The sequence below is a fragment of the Herbidospora galbida genome, from assembly GCF_005233835.1.
GTDB classification, from domain to species: Bacteria; Actinomycetota; Actinomycetes; order Streptosporangiales; family Streptosporangiaceae; genus Herbidospora; species Herbidospora galbida.
In genome coordinates, this window is the sequence record NZ_SZQA01000004.1 from 84350 (window position 1) to 108758 (window position 24409).

A 24409-nucleotide genomic window follows, 5' to 3' on the forward strand; every position below is an offset into this window, starting at 1 on the left:
TCACGCGCCCGCTAGATGTAGCCCCACTTCCGGGCCACGTCGCGGAGCATCTCGGGCACCTCTTCCGGCGCCGGCAGCTCCCGCCCCGGCTGCACCCGGCCGGACTGGATCTTGTCGCGCCAGTCGCCGATGCCCTTGGTGAAGTCGGTCGGCTTGTTGTGGCGGCCGTAGTCGAGCATCCCGTCTTCGAACGGGATGCGCAGCGTGGCGCACAGCGCCCGCAGCTCGTTCTCGGGGTCGGTCGTCAGCTTCTCGTAGGTGATCTCATGACCGGGCAGGCGGTGGCGGGCCTCCTCCAGGTACTTCATGTACTGGAAGGTGTGCCGCACCGCCTCGTGCATCGGCCGCTTGACCGGGTCGGCCTCGTGCCACGAGCGGGCGATCGAGAGCGGGTGGCGCAACAGGAAGACGAACCGGGCGTCGGGCCAGCAGATCGACAGGCGCTTCCACGCGAACACGTTGCTGGGGGTCTTCTCCACCAGGGTCGGCTTGCCCGAGCGGATCAGCTCGCGGTGCAGCAGCCGGTCCCACAGCAGGTGCTCGACGTCACTCTGGTTGTGGCCGAGCGCCACGACGGCCTGGCGGACCGGGTCGGTGTTCAGGTTGGTCGAGATGCGCCGGAAGTGGGTCTCGATGGGCGAGTGCAATTGGGAGTGGCTGTTCATCATCGACCGCAGCAGGGTCGACCCCGAACGGGGCGGCGACAGGATGAACACCGGCGCGCGCAACAACCGGTCGGCTTCGAGGTCGGCGGGGGGACGCGCGACGTCGCCCTCGAGCCGGGCCGGCAGCGGGGGCGTCATGGGCTTCGGCGGCGAGACCGGCCGCACGGGCAACTTCTGACGCTGGATCGTATAACCGGTCACGCCCTCAAGGGTCGTATTGACCACTTGCTTCCACTTCATGGCTGGCAACGTAGGGACACCAAGTTAATCGAGGGTGAACTTCGACTGGGAAACGTCGAAGTGCGTCACAGCTCCGCAATCACATTGTCAGCCGCAGTATAAGGGTCGGCAAGGCCGTCCAACACGTCTTGGGCGAGGCGGTATAGGCGCAGGTCACTGGCCGGATCGCCGAATCTGTCCCGCAATGCGCGCAGTGCGACCGCGGTGATTTCGTCGCGGGCCCGCGCAAGGCGTCTGGCCCTTCCTTCTCCGGTTTCACTCAGATGACGCGCGTGGTCGTCGAGCGCTTTCACGAGGTCGCCGATTCCCTCGTCGCGGACGGCCACCGTCGGCACCACCGGGGGCCGCCAGGCGGCGCCGCCGAGCGAGATCATGTTGCGCAGGTCGCGCACCGTCGACTGGGCGCCGTCGCGGTCGGCCTTGTTGACCACGAACACGTCGGCGATCTCGAGGATGCCCGCCTTGGCGGCCTGCACCCCGTCGCCCATCCCGGGGGCCAGCAGCACGACCGTGGTGTCGGCGAGCGCCCGGACGTCGACCTCCGCCTGCCCGACCCCCACGGTCTCGACCAGGACGACGTCGAACCCGGCCGCGTCGAGCACGCGCAGCGCCTGCGGCACCGCCCACGACAGGCCGCCCAGGTGACCGCGCGTCGCCATCGACCGGATGAAGACGCCGTCGTCGAGCGCGTGGTCCTGCATGCGCACCCGGTCGCCGAGCAGCGCGCCGCCGGTGAAGGGCGACGACGGGTCGACGGCCAGCACGCCCACCCGGTCGCCCCGCGCGCGCAGCGCCTTGACGAGCGCGGCCGTCGTAGTCGACTTGCCGACGCCCGGCGAGCCGGTCAGGCCGACGACGCGGGCCCGGCCCGGCGCCTTCAGCAGCTTCGCCGCCTCCCGCAGCTCATTGTCGGAGCCGCTCTCGACCAGCGAGATGAGGCGCGCGACCGCGCGGGCGTTGCCGGCGCGCGCCTTCTCTACGAGGTCGTTCACGCGGGGACGCTGATGATCAGGGCGTCGCCCTGTCCGCCGCCGCCGCAGAGGCCCGCCGCGCCGAGGCCGCCGCCCCGGCGGCGCAGCTCGTGGGCCAGGGCCAGCACGATCCGGGCGCCGGAGGCGCCGATCGGGTGGCCGAGCGCGATGCCGCCGCCGTTGACGTTCACCTTGTCGAGGGAGATGCCGAGCTCCTTCGCCGACTGGAGCACGACCTGGGCGAACGCCTCGTTGATCTCGACGAGGTCGAGGTCGCCGGCGTCGAGGCCCTGCTTGGCCAGCGCCTGGGCGATGGCGTTGGCGGGCTGCGACTGCAGCGAGTTGTCGGGGCCCGCCACGTTGCCGTGGGCGCCGATCTCGGCCAGCCAGGTCAGGCCCAGCTCCTCGGCCTTGGCCTTCGACATGACGACGACCGCGACCGCGCCGTCGGAGATCTGCGAGGCCGATCCGGCGGTGATGGTGCCGTCCTTGGTGAAGGCGGGCCGGAGCCTCGCCAGCTTCTCGGCCGTGGTGTCGGGGCGCACGCCCTCGTCGGCGGTGAACTCGTCGACGGCGACGATCTCGTCGTCGAAGACGCCGTTCTTGATGGCGGCGGCGGCGAGCTGGTGGGACCGGGCGGCGAAGGCGTCCTGGTCCTCGCGGGAGATCTTCAGGCGGGCGTTGTGGCGCTCGGTCGACTCGCCCATGGCGATCTGGTCGTAGGCGTCGGTGAGGCCGTCGAAGGCCATCGAGTCGAGCACCTCGGCGGCGCCGTACTTGACGCCCTTGCGCAGACCCGGCAGGAGGTGCGGCGCGTTGGACATCGATTCCATGCCGCCGGCGACGACGATGTCAAACTCGCCGGCGCGGATGAGCTGGTCGGCCAGGGCGATCGCATCGAGGCCGGACAGGCAGACCTTGTTGATCGTGAGCGACGGCACGCTCATCGGGACGCCGGCCTTGACGGCGGCCTGACGTGAGGGAAGCTGCCCCGCGCCTGCCTGGAGGACCTGCCCCATGATCACGTACTGTACGTCGGAGGGGGCGACACCGGCCCGCTCGAGCGCGGCCTTGATGGCGACGCCGCCCAGTTCGACGGCGGACAGACCGGAGAGGGCGCCGAGCAGACGGCCGATCGGCGTGCGAGCTCCGGCGACGATGACGGAACCGGACATTGGAGGGCCTCCTACGCGATATGGGGGCGACGGTGTCACCATACCCAGCAGCGTTCAGCGCCTAGTCAAGGAGGGCCTGCCAATGTTTCTGCGAATCGACCATGTGGGCATCGCGTGTCACAACCTCGAGGAGAAGATCGAGTTCTACGAGTCGACGTTCGGCCTCGTCGTGGTGAGCCGCGAGGTCAACGAGGCGCAGGGGGTCCGCGAGGCCATGCTCCACGTGGCCGACGGCGAGGGCGGGACGAGCTACGTGCAACTGCTCGAACCGCTGAGTCCGGAGACGGCCGTCGGCAAGTTCCTGGCCAAGCGCGGCGAGGGCGTGCACCACATCGGTTACGGGGTGGCGGACGTCAGCAAGGCAATGGCGGAAATCGCCGCAAAAGGTGTCAGGTTGATTGACGAACGCCCACGTCATGGCTCTATGGGTGCCTCAATCGCGTTTCTCCACCCCAAGGATGTGGGAGGAGTGCTGACAGAGCTGGTCGAGGCTCCGAGGGCGTAATGGAACGTAAGAAAGGTTCATACGTAACAAGTCGCGCAGAAAGTCCGTGGAGGCCTCCAACGGCGCACGCTCGGAGTACGCTGGCCTTCCACCGGACGTGGATCCCACCCTAATGGGCTCCTCGCCTCGGATGTCCCAAACCCCCCGTCCGGCCCGTGTAGCCGTCTCGACAACCCAGGATCGAGCCTCATGCAGTCCGACATCGATGCCCAGCTCAACAATTTCTTCGAAGACGCCCCCTCCCGGGAATTCGACGTGGTGCTTCGTGGCTATGACCGGCACCAGGTCCACGACCACTTGAAGCAGCTCGACACCGATTTGCGGCAGGCGCGTGAGCAGGTCGGCTCGCTTCAGCGCGAGTTGTCCGACTCGCAGCGCCAGTTGCAGGAGCAGGAGCGTCCGACCTACTCGGGCCTCGGCGCCCGGATCGAGCAGCTCCTGCGTCTCGCTGAAGAGCAGGCCACCGAACTGGTGCAGGCGGCACGGTCGGAGGCCAACGAGATCAAGGCCGCCGCCAAGGTCGACGCCGCCGACACCCGGGCCGCCGCCGAGAACGAGGCCGCCGAGAAGCGGGCGCTCGCGACGCGTGAGGCCGACGAGATGCGCACGGCCGCCGAGCGCGACGCCGAGGAGATCCGGGGCACGGCCAAGCGTGAGGCCGACGAGCTGACCAACACGACCGAGCGCGAGGTCGCCAAGCAGCGCGCCACCGCCGATCACGAGGTCGCCGAGAAGCGCGCCGACGCCGAGCGCGAGATCGCCAAGCTGCGCACCACCACCGAGCGTGAGGTCGCCCAGCTGCGCGCCAGCACCAAGCGCGAGCGCGACGAGATCCTCACCACCGCCAAGCGCCAGGCCGACGAGATGCGCGCCCAGGCCCAGCGGGTGCTCGAGGAGTCCGAGGCCAAGCGGGCCCAGGACGAAGCCGAGTTCGAGATCCAGCTCGCCAGCCGCCGCGAGGAGGCCGAGCGCCAGGAGGCCGAGCGCCACGCCACCGCGCAGGCCAACACCCAGAAGCTGGTCGCCGAGGCCGAGCAGCGGGCGGCCACCGCCGAGCAGCGCGCCACCAAGGCCACCCAGCAGGCCGAGCAGACCCGGCGCGAGGCCGACACCCACGCCAAGCAGCTGCTCGCCAACGCGCGCAAGAACGCCGACCAGCTGGTCGCCGAGGCCAAGACGAGCGCCGAGTCGATCACGACCGACGCGAAGAACGAGGCCGAGCGCACCCGCACTGCGATGCAGCGCCAGGTCGACGAGCTGACCCGTCAGCGCGACAGCATCACCAGCCACCTCGCCCAGCTCCGCCAGCTCCTCGGCGGCGCCGCCCTCCCGGGCATGGAGCCGGAGCCCGCGCCCGTCGTGGCCGCCGCCCCGGTCAAGCCCGCCCTGTCGGCGGCCCCGCCGGTCGAGCACAAGCCCGTGCCGAAGCCGGCCGAGCCCGTTGCGGCCAAGGCCGACGACGACGCGGAGTGGTGGCAGGAGTAACCACTCGGCATCGACTCGGGGCGAACGGCTACAGGACATGAGTAAGGCCCGGCGGATATCCGCCGGGCCTTTTCTCGTGTGTCCCCGTGCCGGTCGTCGGCCGCATGTCACCGGCGCGACCGGGTGGCGCCGGATGCGGCGGGCACTGCGTGCGGCGGGCGGCGCCGGAGTGGGCGGAGCCGTAACGGAAGGACTAGATCCAGCCCTTGCGCGCGGCCTGCACCCCCGCCTGGAAGCGGCCCGTCGCGCCCAGCCTGCTCAGGAGGGTCGCGATGCGGCGGCGCAGGGTGCGCTCCGACATGCCCAACTGGCGGAGGATCGCCTCGTCCTTCATGCCGACCGCGAGGAGTTCGAGGATCTGCTGGTCGACGCCGTCGATCGCGCCCGTGCCGTTGCCCCACACCGGGGAGGCCTCGCGCCAGAGGGTCTCGAAGAGGGCGACGAGGGCGTTGGTGAGGGCGCTGCGTCCGACCACTACCGAGGTGAACCGGACCCCTTCCTCCCGGTCGGTGAGCGGCAGCAGCGCGGTGGAGCGGTCGACCAGGATGAGCTTGATGGGGACTTCGGCCAGTATCCGGGCCTGCTCCCCCAGTGCGGTCACCTGGCGGATCTCGTCGAGCTTCTTGGGTATGTCGAGCACCAGCGAGGAGTAGAGCGCCCGCACCCGCACGCCCCGGGCGAGCGCGGCCGACTCGGCGTCGATCGAGGTGCCGCTGGTGGCGTAGGGCGGGGTGTCGATGGCGAGGATCTCTTCCTGCGCCTGCGCGGCCAGTTCGGCGACCTTGCGCCCGGCGGCGGCGGCCCCTTCGACGACCTCGATGACCCGCCCGGGGTCGGCCCGCAGCAGGCCTTCCTGGAAGTCGGTGGCCAGTTCCTCGGCCTCGACGGCGAGCCGGTCGAGTTCGGCGCGGCGGCGCCTGATCGCCGACCCGATCGCCATGCGGGGGTCGGCGGGCCGGAACCCGGACAGGGGGTCGGACTCCATGAGACCGGTCTCCTGCAGACGGGCCAGCGCGGCCCCGACGGTCTCCGGCGAGGACTCGAGGCGGCGGGCCGCCTCGTCCGGCGTGATCTTGGGGTCACGCAGGAGGAGCCGGTAGAGGCGCTCTTCGAGGGAGCTCAGGCCGATGGCTTCCCACATGGGACAACCTTGGCAGATTCCGGTCACTGACCGGTACCGGCCACCACAATTCGCGCAATCCATGCGGAATTCACGTCATCGTTGAAGCGTCTTCAGACCGGTCGCGCCGGTCCTTGAGGGAGGAAGACAGGTTCGGCCGGCGTTGAGGGAGGCGCCGGCCGTTCTTTTTGCCGGCGAACACCAGACCTCACATGGGCGCGTCGACCACTGCGTAGACCACCTTGCCGCCGGTGACGGGCCAGCGGTAGCCCCAGCGCCGGGTCAGCACCCCGACGAGCATGAGCCCCCGGCCGCCGATGTCGTCGGGGCCCGGGTCGAGCAGCCGCGGCGGCAGGCGCTCGCCGTCCCAGACCTCCACGACGACCGCGCCGCCGGCCCGGTAGACGCCCAGGCCGACCTGGCCGCCGGGCTCGCTCACCTTCACCGCGTTGGAGATCAGTTCCGCCGTGACCAGTTCGGTCGCGCCCGCCAGATCGGTCAGGCCCCAATCGGCGAGCAGGGCGCGGACCCGGTCGCGGGCCAGTGCGGCCGACCTCGGATGAGCGGGGAATAGTTCGTATCGCGTCGCGACTTCGAGTGCCATGTGCGCATACCACCCGCCCGATCGAAAGCCTCGTTCTACGGCATTTGCCTCGAGGATTTACATTTCGCCGCTTGCCATATTCCTGAGCGTAAGCATCTCTACACTCGGAGTCAGCGTCCATTCACCGGCTGTCCAGTCGTGTCCGGTCAAGGACAGGACAGCGTTCCCCCCTGACGGCAGGGAGCTGTGCGCACTATGGAGTCATTCGGGGAGGCGCTTCGCCGCCTGAGAGGCGACCTCTCCATTCGTGGCCTCGCCCGCCGGGCCAACTGTTCTCCCAGTTACATCTCCGCGCTCGAATTCGGGAAGAACATCCCGAGTTCGGCAGTGGTGTCGGCCTTGGATGCCGCACTGGGAGCCGGCGGTGAACTGATCAGGCTGCACGACATGGAGGTGGGTCCGACGGAACGAAGAGAGGCGCTTGGCCTGATCGGAGTCGTGCTGGGGGGCGTGTCCGGGGCCCTTCCGGCGACCGACGGGCTGGAACGCATCCGGATGCTGGTCGAACGCCGTCTGGGCGGTCCCGACCTGGGGTTCTGGGAAGAGGTCGCCTGGGAGCACGCCCACGGAGTCGGCGCCCACCCGGCCACCGACGGAATAGGGCGTCTGTCGGCCGACGTCCTGGCGCTGGAGACGGCGCTGACCCACGTCAAGGGCAACCCGCCGGCCTGGGCGCGGGTGCGCACCCGGCTGCTCTACCTGCTGGCCTACGCGCTCGGCTCGGCCGGGCGGGAGCACGAGTCGCGGCACTGGTGGGCCGCCGCCCGCCGCGCCGCCGTCGCGGCGGGCGACGACATGCGGGCGTTCGTCGCCGCGCAGGAGGCCATCCAGGCCCTGTACGAGAAGAGGCCCCTCACCCTGGTGCTCTCGCGGGCCGGGCAGGCCCTCGCCGACGACCGCCCCTCGGTGGCACGGGCCCGCGCCCTGGGCGCACGGGCGCACGCGAAGGTGCTGCTGGGCGACCTCGCGGCGGCCTACGCCGACCTCGACGAGCAGGCCCGGGTCTTCGACCGCCTGCCCAGCGAGGTCACCGGCGACGCCGCCTCGGCCGAGGGCTGGCCGGTCACCCGCCTGCTGCACAGCCGCTCCCTCGTCTACACCCTGGCCGGGCATCCCGGCGCCGCGGCCGCCCAGGCGGAGGCCGTCGCGGCCTACCCGCCCGGTGCGGTCAGACCGGTCGCCCAGATCAGAATGCACGAGGCGATGTCGGCGATACGCGGCGGCGAGGTGGTGGCCGGGCTCGCGCACGCGGAGAGGGCGCTGACGGTCGCGCAATCTGCCGGATATTCCCACTATGTGGGGCAACTGGCGACTATGGTCGCGGATCAGGCGCCGGCCGGACACGAGGCACTGCACTCCTTCCGCGACCGGGTCGCCGGCTTACGCGGAGGCATGTCGTGAACGTCATCTTCACCCACCTGACCGGCCCCGACGCGGCCGTCGTCGTCGACGACGACTACACCGCCGTCTACACCCTCATCAGGGCCGAACCCCCGTACAACTCGGGCCCCCTCTACCACCCCGACCGCTATCGCGAACGGACCGGAAACCAGCTCGACCGCCCCGGCTTCACCCTGGTCGCCGTCGAAGACGGACCGACGCTGGCGGGCTTCGCCTTCGGCTTCACCATGCCGGCCGGCCGCTGGTGGGGCGGCGACACCACCCCCGGCCCGCCCGAGGTGGTCGCGGCCGACAAGTTCGCGGTGATCGAACTGAACCTGCGGATCGAATATCGCGGCCGGGGCATCGGCAAACGCCTTCTGGGCGAACTGCTCGACGGGCGCACCGAGCCCTACGCGACGCTGCTGTCGCTACCGGAGGCGGCGGCCCACGACATCTACGAGCACTGGGGCTGGAAAGTGGCGGGCACCTGCCGCCCGGCCCCCGACACGATGCTCGCCGACGTCATGGTCTTGACCCGCTGAAGGGGATCTGCTCGGCCAGGAAGCCCGCCACCTCGCGGTTGAAGGTTTCCGGAGTCTCGATCGCCGACAGGTGGCCGGTGTGGCCGATCACCACCAGGCGGGCGTCGGGGAGGGCCTTGGTCATGGCCTCGGCGTCGCCTACTGGGGTGATCTTGTCTTCGTCGCCCGCGATGACCAATGCCGGCACGTTCAGGCCGCGCAGGGTGTCGAAGGAGTCGGGGCGGGCGGCCATGGCGCGCTGGGCCCAGGCCGCCGCCGGTGCCGGGGCCGAGCCGACCAGGCCGCGTACGCGGCCGACGACCATGCCTCGGCGTTCCAGTGACGTCGAGCCGAGCAAGTTGGGGACCGTGTCGAGGAGGTCGCCGCCGTCGAGGAGCCGTTGCGCGATCGTCTCGCGGTTGGCGGCGGCCTCCGGTGTGTCGGCGGAGGCCTTGGTGTTGGCCAGGATCACCCCCGACAGCCGCCCGGGATGACGCCGGGCCAGCGCCATCGCCACGTAGCCGCCCATGGACAGGCCGCCGACCACGGCCCTCTCCAGACCGAGGGTGTCGAGGAGCTCGGCCACGTCGTCGGCCATGGCGTCGACCGACGGTTCGTCGTCGCCGAGCCGTGAGCCGCCGAAGCCGCGCAGGTCGGGCGTGATGACGTGGGCGCCGGCGGCGAGGCCGCCGCGTTGGGCGAGCCACATCGCCGATGACAGCGGGAAGGCGTGCAGCAGCACGAGCGGGACGCCGGTGCCGGCCGTCCGGGTATACAACTTCACCGCGTCACCGTAACCCCGTCAGACCTCCGTGGGGAGCGGGACTGCCGACGGGTTGAGCCGCCGGACGATGTGGTCGAGGACGATCCGGACGTACGGCTCCCCCACCCACAGGTGCTTGGCGCCGTCGACGCCGACGACCTCGGCCTGCGGCACCCGCTTGAAACGGTCGGCCGCCTCGGCGGGACGCAGGTAGTCGTCGAACTCGGGCACCAGGGCGACCAGCGGCCGGCCGAACTCGGCCCAGGCGTCGAGGTCGGCGTCGGTGGCCCGCTTGAGCGGCGGCGACAGTAGGATCGCGCCCTCGACCAGCGGGTCGCGGCCCCACCGCAGCGCCAGTTCGGTGCCGAACGACCAGCCGAGCAGCCACGGCCGGGGCAGGTCGTTGAACTCGGCGAACTCCAGAGCGGCGGCGACGTCGAGCCGCTCCCCCACGCCCTCTTCGAACGCGCCCTGGGAGGTGCCGCGCTCGGAGGAGGTGCCGCGGGTGTTGAACCGCAGCACCGCGACGTCGGCCAGGGCGGGCAGCCGGAACGACGCCTTGCGCAGCACGTGGCTGTCCATCATGCCGCCGTGGGTCGGCAGTGGGTGGAGACAGATCAGCGTGGCGACCGGCGGCGCGCTCTCGGGCACCGCCAGCTCACCGACCAGGGTCAGTTCGTCGGCGGTCTGCAACTCGATGTCGGTGCGGCGGGCAGGCAGCACCGTCGAGGCCCGGATCTCCACTGTCGTCGTCTCCTCTTCAGTAGCGGGTGCGGCCGGGGCCGCGGTTGAGGCGGTTGCGCCAGCAGGCGGTGTGCCAGTGGCGGCGCTCCTCCTCGCCGCCGGCCCAGTGGGGCCAGCTCACGATGTGGGGAACGCCCGGACGGATCGCCTGATCACATCCGGGGCATCGGTAGGGCCGGTCGGCGGAACCGCCGGTGACCGTGCGGACCAGCCAGTCGCCGTCGGCGGCCTCCTCGACGCGGTCGACCCCGGAGGGACGCAGGGGCCCTTTGGGGAACTCGTCGGCTCGGCGGGCACGGCGGGGGCTCATACGTCCTATTCTTCCAGCTCGGGAAAACTGTCGAGCGAGCGCATCCGCAGGGCGGCGATGGTCTCGAACGGTCCCGACCGGTAGCCGCAGCCCAGCTTCATGGCCTCGTCGATGTCGTCCTGGGAGGCGTAGCCGCTGTTCGCCATCTCGATGGCGTCGACCAGGTAGGGCCGCAGCAGCACCATGGCGTCGAAGCCCTCCTCCGTCCCGGGCTTCCCGTCGTAGAAGCCGCCGCCCGACTTGCGGCCCAGGCGGCCCCGCGCGACGAGGTCGGCGAGGATCCTGGCCGGTTCGTGCCGGGGGTCGCCGCCGTCGCGGTGGAGCACGGCGCAGATCTCGTACGCCGTGTCGAGCCCGATCAGGTCGAGCAGCGCGAAGGGGCCCATCGGCAGCCCGGCCTGGACGACCATCGCGGTGTCGATCACCTCCTTGGAGGCCACCCCCTGGTCGAGCAGCTGACAGGCGTGGTTGAGGTAGCCGAGCAGCAGCCGGTTGACCACGAAGCCGGGCCGGTCGCCGACGACCACGGGGCGTTTGCCGATGGCGCGGGCGAGGGCCGCGACCTCGTCGGTGACGGTGCTGTGGGCCGTACCGATCACCTCGACGAGCCGCATGACCGGCGCCGGGTTGAAGAAGTGCAGGCCCACGACCCGCGAGGGCCGGCCGGTGTGCGCGGCGAGCTCGGTGACGCTGAGGGACGAGGTGTTGGTGGCCAGGATCGCCGACGGCTTGCAGACCCGGTCGAGGTCGGCGAACAGGGGGAGCTTGAGCTCCATGAGCTCGGGGATCGCCTCGACGACGAGGTCGGCCTCGGCGAAGGCGGCCCGGTCGGTCGACAGGGTGATCCGGGCGAGGATCGCCGCCTGCTCCTCCGGGGTGAGCCGCCCCCGCTCGACGGCCCGGCCGGTCGACCTCTCCAGGTGCCCGCGACCGCGCGCCAGCGCCGCCTCGTCGGCCTCCACGCCGACGACCGCGAGCCCCGCGCGGGCGAAGACCTCGGCGATGCCCGCCCCCATCGTGCCGAGCCCGGCAACCCCCACCGTCTCCACGAGACCACCTCCGGCTCCGAGTCTCCCAGAGCCGCTTTCGCCGGTAAGGTTCGGGCATGCGGCTGGTCATCGCGCGATGCAGCGTGGATTACGTGGGACGGTTGACGGCACACCTGCCGATGGCGCCCAGGCTCATCCTCATCAAGGCCGACGGCAGCGTGTCGATCCACTGCGACGACCGCGCCTTCAAGCCCCTGAACTGGATGAACCCGCCTTGCAAGATCCGTGAGGACGACGGCACCTGGACGGTCACCCACAGCAAGACCGGCGAGAAGCTGATCCTCACGATGGACGAGATCATGCACGACTCCAAGCACGAGCTCGGCGTCGACCCCGGCCTGCAGAAAGACGGCGTGGAGGCCCACCTGCAGGAGCTCCTGGCCGAGCACATCACCACCCTGGGCGCCGGCTACACGCTGGTCCGGCGTGAATACATGACCGCGATCGGCCCGGTCGACATCCTCTGCCGCGACCAGAGCGGCGCGACGGTCGCCGTCGAGATCAAGCGCCGGGGCGAGATCGACGGCGTCGAGCAGCTCACCCGCTACCTCGAACTGCTCAACCGCGATCCCCTGCTCGCGCCGGTACGCGGCGTCTTCGCCGCCCAGGAGATCAAGCCCCAGGCCAAGGTGCTGGCCATGGACCGGGGCATCGACTGCGTGACCCTCGACTACGACGGCCTGCGCGGCATCGAACCCGAGAACCCCACCCTCTTCTGAGCGGCGTCAGGCCGACCGGTCGCGCAGGATCGCGACGCCGGGGCCGTCGAGGTCGTCGAGGAAGGCCGGGCGCCCGGTCATCGCCATGATCAGCGCCAGCGTCGGCCCGGTGACGAGCGCGCCCGAGCCGGTCGCGAAGTCGCCGTCGGCCGCCTCCAGCCGCAGGCCGCCGATGCGGCCCTTGGCCTCGACGACCATGTCGCTGCCCGCGTAATAACCGGCCACCAGGGTCAGCGCCGGCGAGGTCGCCGGCCAGGGCGGCCCGTTCGGCGTGGACGAGTGGCCAGATCTCCGACTTCATCACCTTCGTCACCCTAGATGTCCATCGTTCGGAGGACATCGCGGTCGACCGGCCGGAGGTCCCCGGGGGCCGCGATTTCGCGGACGCTTTACCCATGACGACAGCGATCCACGTTCGCGGCCTGACCAAGCGTTACGGTGAGGTCCAGGCCGTCGGGGGCCTGGACCTCGACATACACACCGGCGAGGTGTTCGCCATCCTCGGCCCCAACGGCGCCGGGAAGTCCACCACGGTGGAGATCCTCGAGGGCTACCGCAAGCGCGACGCCGGCGAGGTCTCCGTCCTCGGCGTCGACCCGGGACAGGCCACCAGCGCGTGGCGGGCCAGGGTCGGCATCGTGCTGCAGACCGCCAACGACGCCGCCGAGCTCACGGTCCGCGAGACGGTCCGCCACTTCGCCCGCTACTACCCCCACAGCAAGGACCCCGACGAGGTCATCGCCAAGGTCGGGCTGACCGACAAGGCCGGGGCCCGGATCCGCCAGCTCTCCGGCGGCCAGCGCCGTAGGGTCGACGTCGCCCTGGGCATCGTCGGCCGCCCCGAACTGGTCTTCCTCGACGAGCCCACGACCGGCTTCGACCCGGAGGCCCGCCGGCAGTTCTGGGACCTCATCAGGTCGCTGGCCGCCGAGGGCACCACGATCGTGCTGACCACCCACTACCTCGACGAGGCCGAGGCGCTCGCCGACCGGGTGGCGGTCATCGCGAAGGGACGCATCGTCGCCGAGGGCACCCCCCAGACGCTGGGCGGACGCGCCACCGCCAGCGCCCGTGTCACCTGGGCCGACGGCTACGCCGAGACCGACACCCCCACCGCGCTCGTGCGCACCCTCGCCGACAAGTACGACGGCGAGATCCCCGGCCTGCAGATCGTGCGGCCCTCCCTCGAAGACATCTACCTGGACCTGATCGGGGACGCCCAGTGACCGCCACCCTGAACATCGGCCTCGCCCGCGCGTCGCTGGAGACCAAGCTCTTCTTCCGCCAGCGCGACGCCGTCATCTTCACCTTCTCCTTCCCGATCATCCTGCTGGTCCTGTTCGGCTCGATCTTCGAAGGCGACCTGGAGGGCACCGGCATCACGGTCGCCCAGCTCTACTCGGCCGGGCTGATCGGCGCCGGCGTGATGGGCGTGGCGTTCCAGAACCTCGCGATCGGCATCGCCATCGACCGGGACGACGGCACGCTGAAGCGCCTGGCGGGCACGCCGATGCCGCGCGCGGCCTACTTCGTCGGCAAGCTGGTCAGCTCGCTGGTGCTCGCGGCGATCGAGGTGGCGCTGCTGCTGGCGGTGGCGGTGTTCCTGTTCGGCCTCGAACTTCCCACCGACGTCACCCGATGGGTGACACTGGTCTGGGTGCTCACGCTCGGCCTGGCCGGCGCGGCTCTCCTGGGGATCGCGGTCAGCAACCTGCCGCGCAACGCCAAGAGCGCCTCGGCGGTGGTGTCCATGCCCTACGTGCTGCTCCAGTTCATCTCCGGCGTCTACATCCCCTTCACGGAGCTTCCCTCATGGCTGAACGACGTCGCGGCGATCTTCCCGCTGAAGTGGATGTGCCAGGGCCTGCGCTCGGTGTTCCTGGGCGACGCGGGGGCGGCGCTGGAACTGACGGGGTCGTACGAGCTGCCGAAGGTGGCGCTGGTGCTGGGACTGTGGCTGGTGGGCGGGCTGGTGCTCTGCCTGACGACGTTCCGGTGGACCAACCGCGGCGAAAGCTGAGGGCCTTCCTGGGCAGGCGGCCCGAAGTGCGGGCCGCCTTCCCCGAGGAGACCAACGCCTGGGAGTCCTTCCGGGGCTGGGAGATCCTCTTCGCCCTGGCCTGGACGACGGCCCTCCTCTTCGTCCTGTACGACGAGGTGGCCTCCCCCCTCGAACGGACCGTCACGATCGGCCTGATGCTCTGCTGCGCGGTGGCCTACCTGCTCATGGGCCGCAAGCTGATCATCGGCGACCAGGAGGACAGCCCCCGAGCGATCCTCTACGTGGCCCTGCTCTGCCTGGCGTTCATCCCGGCGACGCTGATCGTGCCGAACGCCTCGTTCGGGCTGTTCACGCTGTGCCCGCAGGTGTTCATGCTGCTCAGCGGGCGGCTGGCCGCCGCGGCGGTGGTGCTGCTCAACCTGTCTCCGGCGTTGTGGTTCGTCCAGCAGACCGATCTGCGGTTCCCCGACCTGCTCAGGTTCTCCGGCACCACCCTGATCGCGCTGACGTTCTCGCTGGTGTTCGGGCCGTGGATCACCCGGATCATCCGCCAGAGCGCCGAACGGGCCGACCTGATCCGGCAGCTGGAGGCGAGCGAGGCCGAGGTGACGCGGCTGTCGGTCGAGAAGGGCACGCTGGCCGAGCGCGAGCGGCTCGCCGGGGAGATCCACGACACGATCGCCCAGGGGTTCACCAGCATCATCATGCTCATCCAGGCCGCCCAGTCCGGGCGCGATCCGGCGCGGCACCTCGCGCTGGCCGTCCAGACGGCCCGGGAGAACCTGGCCGAGGCCCGCGCGCTGGTCGCGGCGCTCAGCCCGGCGCCGCTCGACGGCTCCACCCTCGATGACGCGCTGCGGCGGCTCTCGCTGCGGCTGTCGGAGGAGATCGGCGTCGCGGTGTCGCACGCGGTCGAGGGCGAGTCGCGCAAGCTGCCGCCGAGCAGCGAGGTGGTGCTGATCAGGACGGCGCAGGAGGCGCTGGCCAACATCCGCAAGCACGCCGGGGCCTCCTCGGTCCGGGTGACGGTCGGCTATGGCCGTAATGACGTCACTTTGACCGTCGCGGACGACGGTGCCGGCTTCGATCCCGCGGCCGGCGCCGGGTTCGGACTGCGCGGGATGCGCGCCAGAATCGAACAGCAGGGCGGCCGCCTCGACCTCGTGAGCGCGCCCGGAGAAGGGACCTCGGTCCACGTGACGCTGCCGATGGGAGAACGATGATCCGGCTCATGATCGTGGACGATCACCCCGTGGTCCGCGAGGGCCTGCGGGGGATGATCGACGGCAACGAGGGCATCACGGTGGTCGGCGAGGCCGGCTCGGGCGACGAGGCCGTCGTCCGGGCCCGCGACCTCGCGCCCGACGTGGTGCTGATGGACCTGCGCATGCCCGGCGGCGACGGCGTGGGGGCGACCAGCCGCATCCTCGCCGGGCAGCCGGGCGCCCGGGTGATCGTGCTGACCACGTACGAGACCGACCAGGACATCGTGCGGGCCGTCGAGGCGGGCGCGGCCGGTTATCTGCTGAAGGACACCTCTCGGGCCGACCTGCTGGGCGCGATCAAGGCGGCGGCCCGGGGCGAGACGGTGCTCTCCCCCAGTGTGGCGACCAGACTGGTGACGCGAATGAGAGCGCCCGTAATCGAGTCGCTGTCACCCCGGGAGACCGAGGTACTGTCTCTGGTGGCGCGCGGGCTGACCAACGCGGAGATCGGGCGGGAGTTGTTCATCAGCGAGACCACCGTGAAGACCCACCTGCTGCGGGTGTTCGGCAAGCTGGGCGTCTCCGACCGGACCGCCGCCGTCACCACCGCGCTCAACCGAGGTCTGCTTTAGTGACATCCGATAACCAACTTGCATAAAAGAAGCTAATTTCCCGATACTTCCGTTAAAAAGATCTTGCGTCCATAATGGTGGCTTCTGGGGGGGCCAGGACGGCGAGGTGAAACGGTGACGGGACGAGAATATCGGGGGATGACGGCGGCCGAGCGGGTCGCCGATCGTAGGGAGCGGCTCATCACGGCCGCCTACGGCCTGTTCGCCAATCCCGGCTTCCACGCGACGACGATCGAGCGGCTCTGCTCGACCGCGCACATCTCCAACCGCGCGTTCTACGAGTGCTTCGCGGGCAGGGAGGAGCTGATGCGGGCCGTCTACGAACGCTGCGTCGACGACACCCTGAACGCGGTCGGCGCGGCCATCGAGGACGCCCCGCCCACGCTGGAGGGGCGCATCGTCGCCGGGATCACCGAGTACGTGCGCTTCGTGACGCTCGACGTCCGCCGCGCCCGCATCATGCACTTAGAGGTGCGCCGCGCCGGCGACGTCCTGTCGGGGTCGCGGCAGAAGGCGGTCGCGGGGTTCACCCACATGATCGAGAGCTCGCTCAAGGGGCTGCAGGAAGAGCTGCCCGCCGAGCTCCACCTGCTGGCGCTGGCCTTGATAGGGGCGCTCACCGAGCTGCTCATCGAGTGGGTGCTCTCGGACGACCGGCCGGAGAAGGACCTGCTGGTCGCCACCGCCGTGCACGTGTTCCGGCGCTCGTTCCAGAACTGACCGGAAGTCCGCGGACCCTGGCCCACCTGCAGAAGGATCTGTGAGGGGCGGGCCAGGGGCCGCAAATATGTGAACACCGGGACCGGCGTCCCGGAGCGGGCGAAACGAGATCACGTTCCGTAGTCACACGATGACACAGAAAGGGGTCACGGGCCCGGAACGACCCGTCAGATCCAGCCCATGTCCTGAGCCGTCCGGATCGCCCCGATGCGGTTGACCGCGCCCAGCTTGGCGATCGCGTTGGACAGGTAGTTGCGCACCGTGCCCTCGCTGAGGTGCAGCGACGAGGCGATCTCGGTCACCGACGCGCCCGAGGCGGCCAGCGCGAGCGCGTCGCGTTCGCGGTCGGTCAGCGGCGACTCCCCGGCCATCATCGCCGAGGCGGCCATCTCGGGATCGAGGTAACGGCCGCCCGCGTGCACCTTCCGGATGGCGGCGGCGAGCTCCTCGGCGGAGGCGTCCTTCGGGACGAAGCCGCGCACCCCCGCCGCCAGCGCGCGGCGCAGGTAGCCGGGGCGGCCGAAGCTGGTGAGGATCAGCATCGCCTGGCCGGGCATCGACTCGGCGACGCTCAGTCCGTCCATGCCGGGCATCTCGACGTCGAGCACGAGCACGTCGGGGGCGTGCTCGGCCACGGCGGGCCCCACCAGGTCGCCCCTGCCGACCTGGACCACGACGGTGATGTCGGGCTCCAGGTCGAGGAGGGTGGCGATGGCCTGCCTGATGAGGTGCTGATCGTCGGCCAGCAGGACTCTGATCACAACCGGCCCGCCAGCACCGGTTCCTGCACCCTCGGGGCGGCCGCCCTCAGCACGAAGCCGCCCTTCCTGTCGGGCTCGGCCGTCAGCTTCCCCCCGACGGCGCCGAGCCGTTCGGACAGCCCGGCCAGGCCGCTGCCCTCGCCGTTCTTGACCGCGTCCTTCTGGACGCCGTTGTTGCGCACCTCCAGGATCGTCTCCTCCTGCGTGAGCCGCAGGGTGATCTCGCAGGTGGTGGCGGTGCTGTGGCGGAGCACGTTGGTGACGGCCTCGCGGACCACCCAGGCGAACACCGGGGCGGTGTCGCCGGGGGCCTCGCGGTAGGGCAACTTGAGGTCGCAGGTGATCCCGGCCGCCTCCAGCACCCCCCGCACGCTGGCCAGTTCGGCGGTCAGGTCGAGCTGGCGATATCCCTTGACGGCCTCGCGCAGCTCGCGCAGGGCGGTGCGGGCCAGACCGCGCACCTCGGCCATCTCGGCGCTCGCCGGGGTGTCGCCGCCGAGCCTGACGGCCAGTTCGCTCTTGACCGCGATGGCCGAGAGCTGGTGTCCGACCAGGTCGTGGAGGTCGCGGGCGAACCGCAGGCGCTCCTCGGCGACCGCCAGGCGGGCCTGCGCCTCACGGCCCTCGTGGGCCTCCTCGGCGATGCGCCAGATCCACACCCACAGGCGGTTGGCCCAGGGAAGGGTCCCGCACATCAGGGCGGTGTAGAGGAAGGAGCCGACCACCGCCCCGACCTGGGTGGCCGTGTCGGCGTCGCCGATGTAGTCGAGCATCCGGTAGCCGTTGAGCGGCGCCGTCACCAGCAGGGTGGCGAGCGACAGGATCCACGCGGTGCGCACCCGCACCCCGATCACGGCGACCGACAGCCAGGTGAAGGCGACGAACGACCACGAGGTCGGGGCGCCGGTGCCGAGGAGCGCGACCGCCAGCGAGACGACGGCGCCGGCGACCAGCTCACGCTGGGCGTAGCGCCGTTCGAGGATGGCCTTGGTGACGCGGAGGAACAGGGCGCTGAACACGACGACGAGGGCGAGCGCGGGGCCGAGCCGCCACCAGTTGACCGGCCCGGCCTCCTGCTCCGCCAAGAGGCCGAGCACGATGACGAACCAGACCAGCCCAAGAGTCGTGTTGAGCGTCCAGCGGACGACACGTCGGACTCTTTTGATCACTTTGTCCATCATCGCCTGCCCATCTTAAGTGGGTCACTTCGTGCGGAGAACCTCGGAAACCTTCAGCCGCCTGCCGGTACGCAGCACCGCGCGCTCGTAGATGCGCCCGCCCACCATCAGCACCGCCGCGACCGCGATGACCATGAGGGCGCCCGACAGCAGACTCTCCCAGAGGGCCACCTCGGAGGCGGCCATCCGCACGGGCATGACCATCGAGGAGAACGGCGGCACGAACGAGAGGATCTCCGACACCGGGTGGTCGGGGTTGGTGGAGGCGAAGAACGACACCCCGTACGAGATCAGGAACAGCAGCATCATCGGCTGCAGCACGTTGCCGACCTCCTCCTGCCGCGACACCAGCGAGGCGAGCGACCCGGCGAGGGCGGCGAAGAAGGCGTAGCCGAGGATCCACCAGGCCACGGCGCTCACCACGATGCCGGCCATGCCGGGCGGGAAGTCGGTGGCGAAGCCGGACAGGAACGCGCCGACGAGCCCGGCGGCCACCACCGCCGTGAGGTTGACGAACCCGACGACGCCGAGCCCGAAGATCTTGCCGCCGAGCAGCTGCCAGGGCCTGATCGAGATGAGCAGGATCTCGACGATCCGGCTGCCCTTCTCCTCGACGACACCCATGGCGACGACCATGACCGAGCTCATGATCATGAAGAACAGGAGCAGCACCACCACGGTCGCGATGCCCTGCCGCGCCCCCTCGTAGCGGGTGTCGGCGCCGACCGACTGCATCTGGAGCGGCGTCACGGTCACCCCGGCCGCGCCGATCTGCGCCTCGCGGTTCGCGCTCTGCAGCAGCAGCCCGAGCTCGCTGTCGATCTCGCCGTTGGTCAGCACCCGCTTGGAGTCGACGAGCGCGACGTCGACGTCGCCGTCGAGGACCGCCTTGGAGGCGGCCTGCTCGTCGGGGAAGGTCTTCCAGATGATCTTCGCCTCGGGGGCGAGCGCCTGGACGGCCAGCTCCTGCCCCCCGACCCGGCCGAGGTTGTACTCGTCGGGCCCGCCGAAGAGCTTGGGCGCGAACGCGATGCCGCCGGTCAGCAGCGCCGAGACGATCAGGCTGATGACGAACGCCCGCGTCCTGACCTGGGTGCGGATCTCCCGCCCCGCCACCATCAACAGGCCGTTCATGCCACTGCCTCCCTGAAGATCTCGACCAGCGTGGGCCGCTCGACACCGAAGAACTCGACGTGCCCCGCTTCGACGGCCCGCCGCAGAACGGCCTGGTCGTCGCCGCCGACGACCGTCAGCACGTCGCGGTCGCCCTCCTTGCTCAACTCGCCCGGCAGGCCGTCGGCCCAGCCCGGCTTGGGGTCTCGGACGACCACCCGGAGCCGCCGCCCCTCGGCGTCGCGCAGCTCCTCGACCGACCCGCTCGCCACCATGCGCCCGGCCGACACGATCCCGACGGAGTCGCAGAGCCGCTCGACCAGTTCGAGCTGGTGGCTGGAGAAGATGACCGGGACGCCGCCGCGCGCCCGCTCGTGCAGCACCTCGGCCAGCACGTCGACCGCGATCGGGTCGAGGCCCGAGAACGGCTCGTCGAGGATGAGCAGCTCGGGATCGTGGATGAGGGCCACGGCCAGCTGCACCCGCTGCTGGTTGCCGAGAGACAGCGACTCGACGGTGTCGTCGACCCGCTCGGTCAGCCCGAGCCGCCCGATGAGCGCGTCACGCGCCTTGCCGACCGACGCCGCGCCGAGCCCGTGCAGCCGCCCGAAGTAGTCGATCTGCTCCCCGACCCGCATCTTCTGGTAGAGCCCGCGCTCCTCCGGCATGTAGCCGAAGGTCCGCCGCTCGGCGAACGTCAGCGGACGCCCGTTCCAGAGCACGTCGCCCTCGTCGGCCTGCAGCACGCCCATGACGATGCGCATCGTCGTCGTCTTGCCGGCCCCGTTGGCGCCCACGAAGCCGAACATCTGCCCGGCGGGGACCGCGAAGCTCACCCCGTCGAGGGCGACCTTGCCGGCCCCGAATATCTTGCGCAAACCCCTGATCTCCAACATGAGACCATCCTGGCTTTACCCGCCGCTGACTCGTAGACGTCGATATCAGCAACCGGCCGGGGATTACGCAGCCGTTCGGGATGACATTTGCCACATGGCTACGCTTGGCCGCATGACGCCTGACCACAACGACCAGCCGGTGGTGCTGTCGAAGATCTACACGAAGACCGGCGACGACGGCACGACCGCCCTCGGCGACATGTCCCGCACCGCGAAGACCGACCCACGGCTCGCGGCCTACGCGGACGTGGAGGAGGCCAACGCGGCCATCGGCGTCGCCCTCGCCATGGGCAACCCTCCGGAGGAGATCGGGGCGGTGCTGCTGCGCGTGCAGAACGAGATGTTCGACGTCGGCGCCGATCTGTGCACGCCGGTCGTGCCGGATCCGGAGTTCCCGCCCCTGCGGGTCGAGCCCTCCTACGTCGAGTGGCTGGAGTCGCAGTGCGACGAGTTCAACGCCCGGCTCAAGCCGCTGCGGTCGTTCATCCTGCCGGGGGGCTCACCGGGAACCGCGTTGCTGCACGTGGCCCGGACGGCCGTCCGGCGGGCCGAACGCTCGACGTGGGCGGCCCTTGCGGCGCACGACGACATGAACCCGCTGACGGCGACCTACCTGAACCGGCTGAGCGACCTGCTGTTCATCCTGTGCCGGGTGTCGTCGGACGGGAACGAGATCCTCTGGAAGCCCGGCGGCACCCGCTGACATGCTGCCCAGGAACCGGATCGGCAACTTATTCGCCACCGGGATCGCCACGGGCGCGGTGGCCTGGGGCACGGTCGGCGCCTGGACGGCCCTGACGGTCGGAAACTACCCGTGGAACCAGTGGATCCCGTTCACCAACGGCCTGACCAAGGGCGTCGTCCTCGGCCTGATCGCGGCCGGCGCCGCCGCGATCGCCGCGGCCCTGGGCGCGCGGACCTGGATCGTCTTCCTCACCGCGTTCGTCGGCGGCGTCTGGCACGGGACATACAGGGACCTCCATGGCGCGCCGGCCGCGATCCTCTACTTCGAGGACGCGATGCCGGACGAGGAGTGGTTCGGCACGACGATGCTGATCCACTGGGCGACCAAAGAGGTCCCGCCGGCCCTGGTGTGCGCGACGGCGATCACCCTGCTGGCGGCGCGCGCCCATCGGCGGACCCACACGATCGGCGCGGGCGCGGCACTCGTGCTCACCACCATCGCGCTCGCCCTCATCCCCGTGATCGCCGCAGATCTGGCCCCGCCGGTCGAGGGGAACGGCCAGCACACCAACGAAGGCGCCGTGGCCGCCTTCCGGTGCTGGTTCCTCGCCCTGCCGCTCCTGGTGGCGGGGGCGCGCAGGCTCGCGGTGACCTTAGCGACGTGGAACCTAGACGGCGTCGAGGTGGGCGCTCGGGGGGGCTGACTCCAGCCAGGCCAGGAAGCCCGTCAGCGCGTCTTCGCTCATCGCCAGGCTGACCGTTCCGGCCTCGACCGTCCAGTAACCCTCGGGGCCTTCGCCCGCGTCGAGGGGGCGGCGGCGGGAAACGACGAGGCCGCGCCTCGCTATCGCGTGGCGCGGCCTCAGACGGATTCCGGCGAAAGGCACCCAGTGGAGCTCTCCTCCGGCGTAGCGGGCTACTCCGCTCTGCCATTTACCGGTGCCGGTTCGTACACAACAGACGACCGTCCCCCGGCGAGACGCCAGGGCGACGACACGGATACAGAACAGGGCAGCGAGCAGAGCCAACCCTATGAGTAGCTCCACCGCTGCCCCTCCTTCTGAAACTCAGACCTCTTCGCCGGCCGCCCGGAGGCGGGCCGCGTTGCGCTTGGCCTCCAGCTGGGCGTCCGCGTCGTCCTGGCTGGACTCGATCGCGGCCTGGGCCCGCTGGAGAGCGTCCTTGGCTGCCGCCACGTCGACCTCGGAACCGAGCTCGGCCGCTTCGGCGAGGACGGACACTTCGTTGGCGGCGACCGAGATGAAGCCCCCGTGTACGGCGGCGACCAGGTCGGCGTTGCCGTCACGCTTGACGCGAAGCACGCCACCCTCGACGAGGACGCCGATAACGGGCGCGTGATTCGGCATAATACCGATCTCGCCCTCGACGGTCTTGGCAATCACCATGTCGGCTTCGCCAGACCAGATCTCACGCTCCGGTGAGACCACGCCCACCTGCAGCTTTGCCATCTCTTCCCTCCAAGAACACCGGCGCGGCCACAGGGCCGCGCCGGCGCCGCATGATTAGCGGGTCAGTTCCTTCGCCTTGGCGATGGCCTGCTCGATGCCGCCGACCATGAAGAACGCCTGCTCGGGCAGGTGGTCGTACTCACCCGCGCACAGGCCCTTGAAGGAGGCGATGGTCTCGTCCAGCGGGACGAACTCGCCCGGCTGACCGGTGAACGCCTCGGCGGCGTACATCGGGTGGGACAGGAAACGCTCGATGCGGCGGGCACGCTGAACGGTGACCTTGTCCTCTTCGGAGAGCTCGTCGATGCCGAGGATGGCGATGATGTCCTGCAGTTCCTTGTACTTCTGCAGGATCCGCTTGGTCTCCTGGGCCACCGCGTAGTGCTCCTCGCCGACCACGGTCGGGTCGAGGATGCGGGACGTGGAGTCGAGCGGGTCCACCGCCGGGTAGATGCCCTTCTCGGAGATCGGACGGGACAGAACCGTCTGAGCGTCGAGGTGGGCGAACGCGTTGTGCGGGGCCGGGTCGGTGATGTCGTCGGCGGGCACGTAGATCGCCTGCATCGAGGTGATCGAGTGACCGCGCGTCGAGGTGATGCGCTCCTGGAGCACGCCCATCTCGTCGGCCAGCGTCGGCTGGTAACCCACGGCGGAGGGCATACGGCCGAGCAGCGTGGAGACCTCGGAACCGGCCTGGGTGAAGCGGAAGATGTTGTCGATGAAGAGCAGCACGTCCTGCTTCTGCACGTCGCGGAAGTACTCCGCCATCGTCAGGGCCGACAGCGCCACACGCAGACGGGTGCCCGGGGGCTCGTCCATCTGGCCGAAGACGAGGGCGGTGTCCTTGAGAACGCCGGCCTCCTCCATTTCGAGCCAGAGGTCGTTGCCCTCACGGGTGCGCTCGCCGACGCCCGCGAAGCATGAGGTGCCCGAGAACTTCAGCGCGACTCGACGGATCATCTCCTGGATGAGAACCGTCTTGCCGACGCCCGCGCCGCCGAACAGACCGATCTTGCCACCCTTGACGTAAGGGGTGAGCAGGTCGATGACCTTGATGCCGGTGGGCAGCATCTCGGTGCGCGACTCGAGCTGGTCGAAGGCGGGAGAGGGGCGGTGGATGCCCCACTTCTCGGTGACCTTGATGGACGACGTCGGCACGTCGAGCGACTCGCCGAGGGCGTTCCACACGTGGCCCTTGACGACGTCGCCGACCGGCACCGAGATCGGCGCGCCGGAGTCGGACACCGCCGCGCCGCGCACCAGGCCGTCGGTGGGCTGCATGGAGATGGCCCGGACCAGGTTGTCACCCAGGTGCTGGGCGACCTCCATCGTCAGGGTCTTGGTCTGCGACTCACCATCGACTTCGAGGGTGACGTCGACGTTCAACGCGTTGTAGATGTCCGGCATCGCCTCGACGGGGAACTCCACGTCGACGACGGGACCGGTGACACGGGCGACGCGGCCCACGCCGGTCTCAACAGTCTGTGCGGTCATT

General features: G+C 70.3%; 29 protein-coding genes. 12 read left to right on the forward strand and 17 right to left on the reverse strand.

Features of this window, described 5'->3' with window-relative positions; all coding sequences use genetic code 11:
- Positions 1 to 11: 11 nt before the first annotated feature.
- From FDA94_RS06685 to FDA94_RS06695, 3 genes are all read right to left on the reverse strand, one after another.
- The gene (locus FDA94_RS06685) at positions 12 to 905 is read right to left on the reverse strand and encodes a sulfotransferase family protein (RefSeq protein WP_137246148.1); all 894 of its coding nucleotides are present in this window, start codon (positions 903 to 905) and stop codon (positions 12 to 14) included.
- A gap of 65 nt (positions 906 to 970) precedes the next feature.
- Positions 971 to 1897: a methylmalonyl Co-A mutase-associated GTPase MeaB gene (gene meaB / locus FDA94_RS06690; protein ID WP_137246149.1), complete on the reverse strand. Its 927-nt coding sequence runs from the start codon at positions 1895 to 1897 to the stop codon at positions 971 to 973.
- Positions 1894 to 3051 (reverse strand): acetyl-CoA C-acetyltransferase, encoded by a 1158-nt coding sequence (locus FDA94_RS06695; RefSeq protein WP_137246150.1) that lies wholly within the window; start codon positions 3049 to 3051, stop codon positions 1894 to 1896. Before FDA94_RS06695 ends, meaB begins: the two co-directional genes overlap by 4 nt.
- A gap of 82 nt (positions 3052 to 3133) precedes the next feature.
- Between FDA94_RS06695 and mce the strand changes: the two genes are divergently transcribed.
- Entirely contained in the window at positions 3134 to 3556 is a 423-nt protein-coding gene (mce, locus tag FDA94_RS06700) for a methylmalonyl-CoA epimerase (RefSeq protein ID WP_137246151.1), read from the forward strand.
- Between the two features lie 189 nt (positions 3557 to 3745).
- On the forward strand, positions 3746 to 5041 hold the full coding sequence (locus tag FDA94_RS06705) for a DivIVA domain-containing protein (protein WP_137246152.1): 1296 nt from the start codon (positions 3746 to 3748) through the stop codon (positions 5039 to 5041).
- 193 nt (positions 5042 to 5234) lie between these two features.
- Here the strand turns inward: FDA94_RS06705 and FDA94_RS06710 are convergent, their stop codons facing one another.
- Together FDA94_RS06710 and FDA94_RS06715 are read right to left on the reverse strand one after the other, a co-directional pair.
- Positions 5235 to 6182, reverse strand: a complete 948-nt coding sequence (locus FDA94_RS06710; protein WP_170990810.1) for a winged helix-turn-helix transcriptional regulator — start codon at positions 6180 to 6182, stop codon at positions 5235 to 5237.
- Between the two features lie 187 nt (positions 6183 to 6369).
- Entirely contained in the window at positions 6370 to 6765 is a 396-nt protein-coding gene (locus tag FDA94_RS06715) for an ATP-binding protein (RefSeq protein WP_137246154.1), read from the reverse strand.
- Between the two features lie 195 nt (positions 6766 to 6960).
- On the opposite strand from FDA94_RS06715, the gene FDA94_RS06720 reads away from it, so the two are divergent.
- Positions 6961 to 8166, forward strand: coding sequence for a helix-turn-helix domain-containing protein (locus FDA94_RS06720; protein WP_137246155.1), 1206 nt, complete (start codon positions 6961 to 6963; stop codon positions 8164 to 8166).
- On the forward strand, positions 8163 to 8690 hold the full coding sequence (locus FDA94_RS39030; RefSeq protein WP_170990811.1) for a GNAT family N-acetyltransferase: 528 nt from the start codon (positions 8163 to 8165) through the stop codon (positions 8688 to 8690). The genes FDA94_RS06720 and FDA94_RS39030 overlap by 4 nt, the downstream gene beginning before the upstream one ends.
- Here the strand turns inward: FDA94_RS39030 and FDA94_RS06730 are convergent.
- From FDA94_RS06730 to FDA94_RS06745, 4 genes are read right to left on the reverse strand one after another with little or no spacing between them, the layout of a single operon-like run.
- The gene (locus FDA94_RS06730) at positions 8671 to 9453 is read right to left on the reverse strand and encodes an alpha/beta fold hydrolase (RefSeq protein ID WP_170990812.1); all 783 of its coding nucleotides are present in this window, start codon (positions 9451 to 9453) and stop codon (positions 8671 to 8673) included. The genes FDA94_RS39030 and FDA94_RS06730 overlap by 20 nt on opposite strands.
- A gap of 18 nt (positions 9454 to 9471) precedes the next feature.
- Positions 9472 to 10176 (reverse strand): alpha/beta hydrolase, encoded by a 705-nt coding sequence (locus FDA94_RS06735; protein ID WP_137246157.1) that lies wholly within the window; start codon positions 10174 to 10176, stop codon positions 9472 to 9474.
- Positions 10177 to 10192: 16 nt separating this feature from the next.
- On the reverse strand, positions 10193 to 10486 hold the full coding sequence (locus FDA94_RS06740; RefSeq protein ID WP_137246158.1) for an ATP/GTP-binding protein: 294 nt from the start codon (positions 10484 to 10486) through the stop codon (positions 10193 to 10195).
- Between the two features lie 5 nt (positions 10487 to 10491).
- Complete coding sequence (locus FDA94_RS06745) at positions 10492 to 11535, reverse strand: 3-hydroxyacyl-CoA dehydrogenase (protein ID WP_137246159.1); 1044 nt, start codon at positions 11533 to 11535, stop codon at positions 10492 to 10494.
- Positions 11536 to 11591: 56 nt separating this feature from the next.
- On the opposite strand from FDA94_RS06745, the gene nucS reads away from it, so the two are divergent.
- Complete coding sequence (gene nucS, locus FDA94_RS06750) at positions 11592 to 12254, forward strand: endonuclease NucS (protein ID WP_030455543.1); 663 nt, start codon at positions 11592 to 11594, stop codon at positions 12252 to 12254.
- A gap of 6 nt (positions 12255 to 12260) precedes the next feature.
- On the opposite strand, the gene FDA94_RS06755 is transcribed toward nucS, so the two are convergent.
- Entirely contained in the window at positions 12261 to 12479 is a 219-nt protein-coding gene (locus FDA94_RS06755) for a hypothetical protein (RefSeq protein ID WP_212735210.1), read from the reverse strand.
- Between the two features lie 170 nt (positions 12480 to 12649).
- Between FDA94_RS06755 and FDA94_RS06760 the strand changes: the two genes are divergently transcribed.
- From FDA94_RS06760 to FDA94_RS06780, 5 genes are all read left to right on the forward strand, one after another.
- Positions 12650 to 13480: an ABC transporter ATP-binding protein gene (locus tag FDA94_RS06760; protein ID WP_170990813.1), complete on the forward strand. Its 831-nt coding sequence runs from the start codon at positions 12650 to 12652 to the stop codon at positions 13478 to 13480.
- Entirely contained in the window at positions 13477 to 14274 is a 798-nt protein-coding gene (locus tag FDA94_RS06765; protein ID WP_137246160.1) for an ABC transporter permease, read from the forward strand. The genes FDA94_RS06760 and FDA94_RS06765 overlap by 4 nt, the downstream gene beginning before the upstream one ends.
- Positions 14250 to 15479, forward strand: a complete 1230-nt coding sequence (locus FDA94_RS06770; RefSeq protein ID WP_212735211.1) for a sensor histidine kinase — start codon at positions 14250 to 14252, stop codon at positions 15477 to 15479. The genes FDA94_RS06765 and FDA94_RS06770 overlap by 25 nt, the downstream gene beginning before the upstream one ends.
- The gene (locus tag FDA94_RS06775; RefSeq protein ID WP_137246162.1) at positions 15476 to 16093 is read left to right on the forward strand and encodes a response regulator; all 618 of its coding nucleotides are present in this window, start codon (positions 15476 to 15478) and stop codon (positions 16091 to 16093) included. Before FDA94_RS06770 ends, FDA94_RS06775 begins: the two co-directional genes overlap by 4 nt.
- A 114-nt stretch (positions 16094 to 16207) precedes the next feature.
- On the forward strand, positions 16208 to 16813 hold the full coding sequence (locus FDA94_RS06780) for a TetR/AcrR family transcriptional regulator (protein WP_246059592.1): 606 nt from the start codon (positions 16208 to 16210) through the stop codon (positions 16811 to 16813).
- A 167-nt stretch (positions 16814 to 16980) separates the two neighbouring features.
- On the opposite strand, the gene FDA94_RS06785 is transcribed toward FDA94_RS06780, so the two are convergent.
- The 4 genes from FDA94_RS06785 to FDA94_RS06800 are packed head-to-tail and all read right to left on the reverse strand — an operon-like array spanning position 16981 to position 20761.
- The gene (locus FDA94_RS06785; protein WP_137246163.1) at positions 16981 to 17574 is read right to left on the reverse strand and encodes a response regulator transcription factor; all 594 of its coding nucleotides are present in this window, start codon (positions 17572 to 17574) and stop codon (positions 16981 to 16983) included.
- Positions 17571 to 18743, reverse strand: coding sequence for a sensor histidine kinase (locus FDA94_RS06790; protein ID WP_170990814.1), 1173 nt, complete (start codon positions 18741 to 18743; stop codon positions 17571 to 17573). The genes FDA94_RS06785 and FDA94_RS06790 overlap by 4 nt, the downstream gene beginning before the upstream one ends.
- Before the next feature lie 33 nt (positions 18744 to 18776).
- Complete coding sequence (locus FDA94_RS06795) at positions 18777 to 19886, reverse strand: ABC transporter permease (protein WP_137246165.1); 1110 nt, start codon at positions 19884 to 19886, stop codon at positions 18777 to 18779.
- A complete protein-coding gene (locus FDA94_RS06800; protein ID WP_137246166.1) occupies positions 19883 to 20761 on the reverse strand; it encodes an ABC transporter ATP-binding protein in 879 nt (292 codons plus the stop codon). Before FDA94_RS06800 ends, FDA94_RS06795 begins: the two co-directional genes overlap by 4 nt.
- Before the next feature lie 112 nt (positions 20762 to 20873).
- Between FDA94_RS06800 and FDA94_RS06805 the strand changes: the two genes are divergently transcribed.
- Together FDA94_RS06805 and FDA94_RS06810 are read left to right on the forward strand one after the other, a co-directional pair.
- Positions 20874 to 21464 carry a cob(I)yrinic acid a,c-diamide adenosyltransferase gene (locus FDA94_RS06805; protein ID WP_137246167.1) on the forward strand — a complete coding sequence of 197 codons (591 nt, stop codon included), beginning with the start codon at positions 20874 to 20876 and terminating at the stop codon, positions 21462 to 21464.
- 1 nt (position 21465) lies between these two features.
- Complete coding sequence (locus FDA94_RS06810) at positions 21466 to 22149, forward strand: hypothetical protein (protein ID WP_137246168.1); 684 nt, start codon at positions 21466 to 21468, stop codon at positions 22147 to 22149.
- On the opposite strand, the gene FDA94_RS06815 is transcribed toward FDA94_RS06810, so the two are convergent.
- Genes FDA94_RS06815 through atpD form a run of 3 tightly spaced genes read right to left on the reverse strand, consistent with a single transcriptional unit; the run spans position 22114 to position 24408 of the window.
- Positions 22114 to 22491, reverse strand: a complete 378-nt coding sequence (locus tag FDA94_RS06815) for a DUF2550 domain-containing protein (RefSeq protein ID WP_137246169.1) — start codon at positions 22489 to 22491, stop codon at positions 22114 to 22116. The genes FDA94_RS06810 and FDA94_RS06815 overlap by 36 nt on opposite strands.
- A gap of 21 nt (positions 22492 to 22512) precedes the next feature.
- The gene (locus FDA94_RS06820) at positions 22513 to 22914 is read right to left on the reverse strand and encodes a F0F1 ATP synthase subunit epsilon (protein ID WP_030450992.1); all 402 of its coding nucleotides are present in this window, start codon (positions 22912 to 22914) and stop codon (positions 22513 to 22515) included.
- A 54-nt stretch (positions 22915 to 22968) separates the two neighbouring features.
- Positions 22969 to 24408 carry a F0F1 ATP synthase subunit beta gene (atpD, locus tag FDA94_RS06825; RefSeq protein WP_062335829.1) on the reverse strand — a complete coding sequence of 480 codons (1440 nt, stop codon included), beginning with the start codon at positions 24406 to 24408 and terminating at the stop codon, positions 22969 to 22971.
- Between the last annotated feature and the right edge of the window lies 1 nt (position 24409).

Coding starts and splice junctions, on each gene's coding strand:
- FDA94_RS06685 (WP_137246148.1), bottom strand. CDS start 905: ATGAAGTGGAAGCAAGTGGTCAATACGACCCTTGAGGGCGTGACCGGT.
- FDA94_RS06695 (WP_137246150.1), bottom strand. CDS start 3,051: ATGTCCGGTTCCGTCATCGTCGCCGGAGCTCGCACGCCGATCGGCCGT.
- mce (WP_137246151.1), top strand. CDS start 3,134: ATGTTTCTGCGAATCGACCATGTGGGCATCGCGTGTCACAACCTCGAG.
- FDA94_RS06705 (WP_137246152.1), top strand. CDS start 3,746: ATGCAGTCCGACATCGATGCCCAGCTCAACAATTTCTTCGAAGACGCC.
- FDA94_RS06710 (WP_170990810.1), bottom strand. CDS start 6,182: ATGTGGGAAGCCATCGGCCTGAGCTCCCTCGAAGAGCGCCTCTACCGG.
- FDA94_RS06715 (WP_137246154.1), bottom strand. CDS start 6,765: ATGGCACTCGAAGTCGCGACGCGATACGAACTATTCCCCGCTCATCCG.
- FDA94_RS06720 (WP_137246155.1), top strand. CDS start 6,961: ATGGAGTCATTCGGGGAGGCGCTTCGCCGCCTGAGAGGCGACCTCTCC.
- FDA94_RS06740 (WP_137246158.1), bottom strand. CDS start 10,486: ATGAGCCCCCGCCGTGCCCGCCGAGCCGACGAGTTCCCCAAAGGGCCC.
- nucS (WP_030455543.1), top strand. CDS start 11,592: ATGCGGCTGGTCATCGCGCGATGCAGCGTGGATTACGTGGGACGGTTG.
- FDA94_RS06760 (WP_170990813.1), top strand. CDS start 12,650: ATGACGACAGCGATCCACGTTCGCGGCCTGACCAAGCGTTACGGTGAG.
- FDA94_RS06775 (WP_137246162.1), top strand. CDS start 15,476: ATGATCCGGCTCATGATCGTGGACGATCACCCCGTGGTCCGCGAGGGC.
- FDA94_RS06795 (WP_137246165.1), bottom strand. CDS start 19,886: ATGAACGGCCTGTTGATGGTGGCGGGGCGGGAGATCCGCACCCAGGTC.
- FDA94_RS06800 (WP_137246166.1), bottom strand. CDS start 20,761: ATGTTGGAGATCAGGGGTTTGCGCAAGATATTCGGGGCCGGCAAGGTC.
- FDA94_RS06805 (WP_137246167.1), top strand. CDS start 20,874: ATGACGCCTGACCACAACGACCAGCCGGTGGTGCTGTCGAAGATCTAC.
- FDA94_RS06810 (WP_137246168.1), top strand. CDS start 21,466: ATGCTGCCCAGGAACCGGATCGGCAACTTATTCGCCACCGGGATCGCC.
- FDA94_RS06820 (WP_030450992.1), bottom strand. CDS start 22,914: ATGGCAAAGCTGCAGGTGGGCGTGGTCTCACCGGAGCGTGAGATCTGG.
- atpD (WP_062335829.1), bottom strand. CDS start 24,408: ATGACCGCACAGACTGTTGAGACCGGCGTGGGCCGCGTCGCCCGTGTC.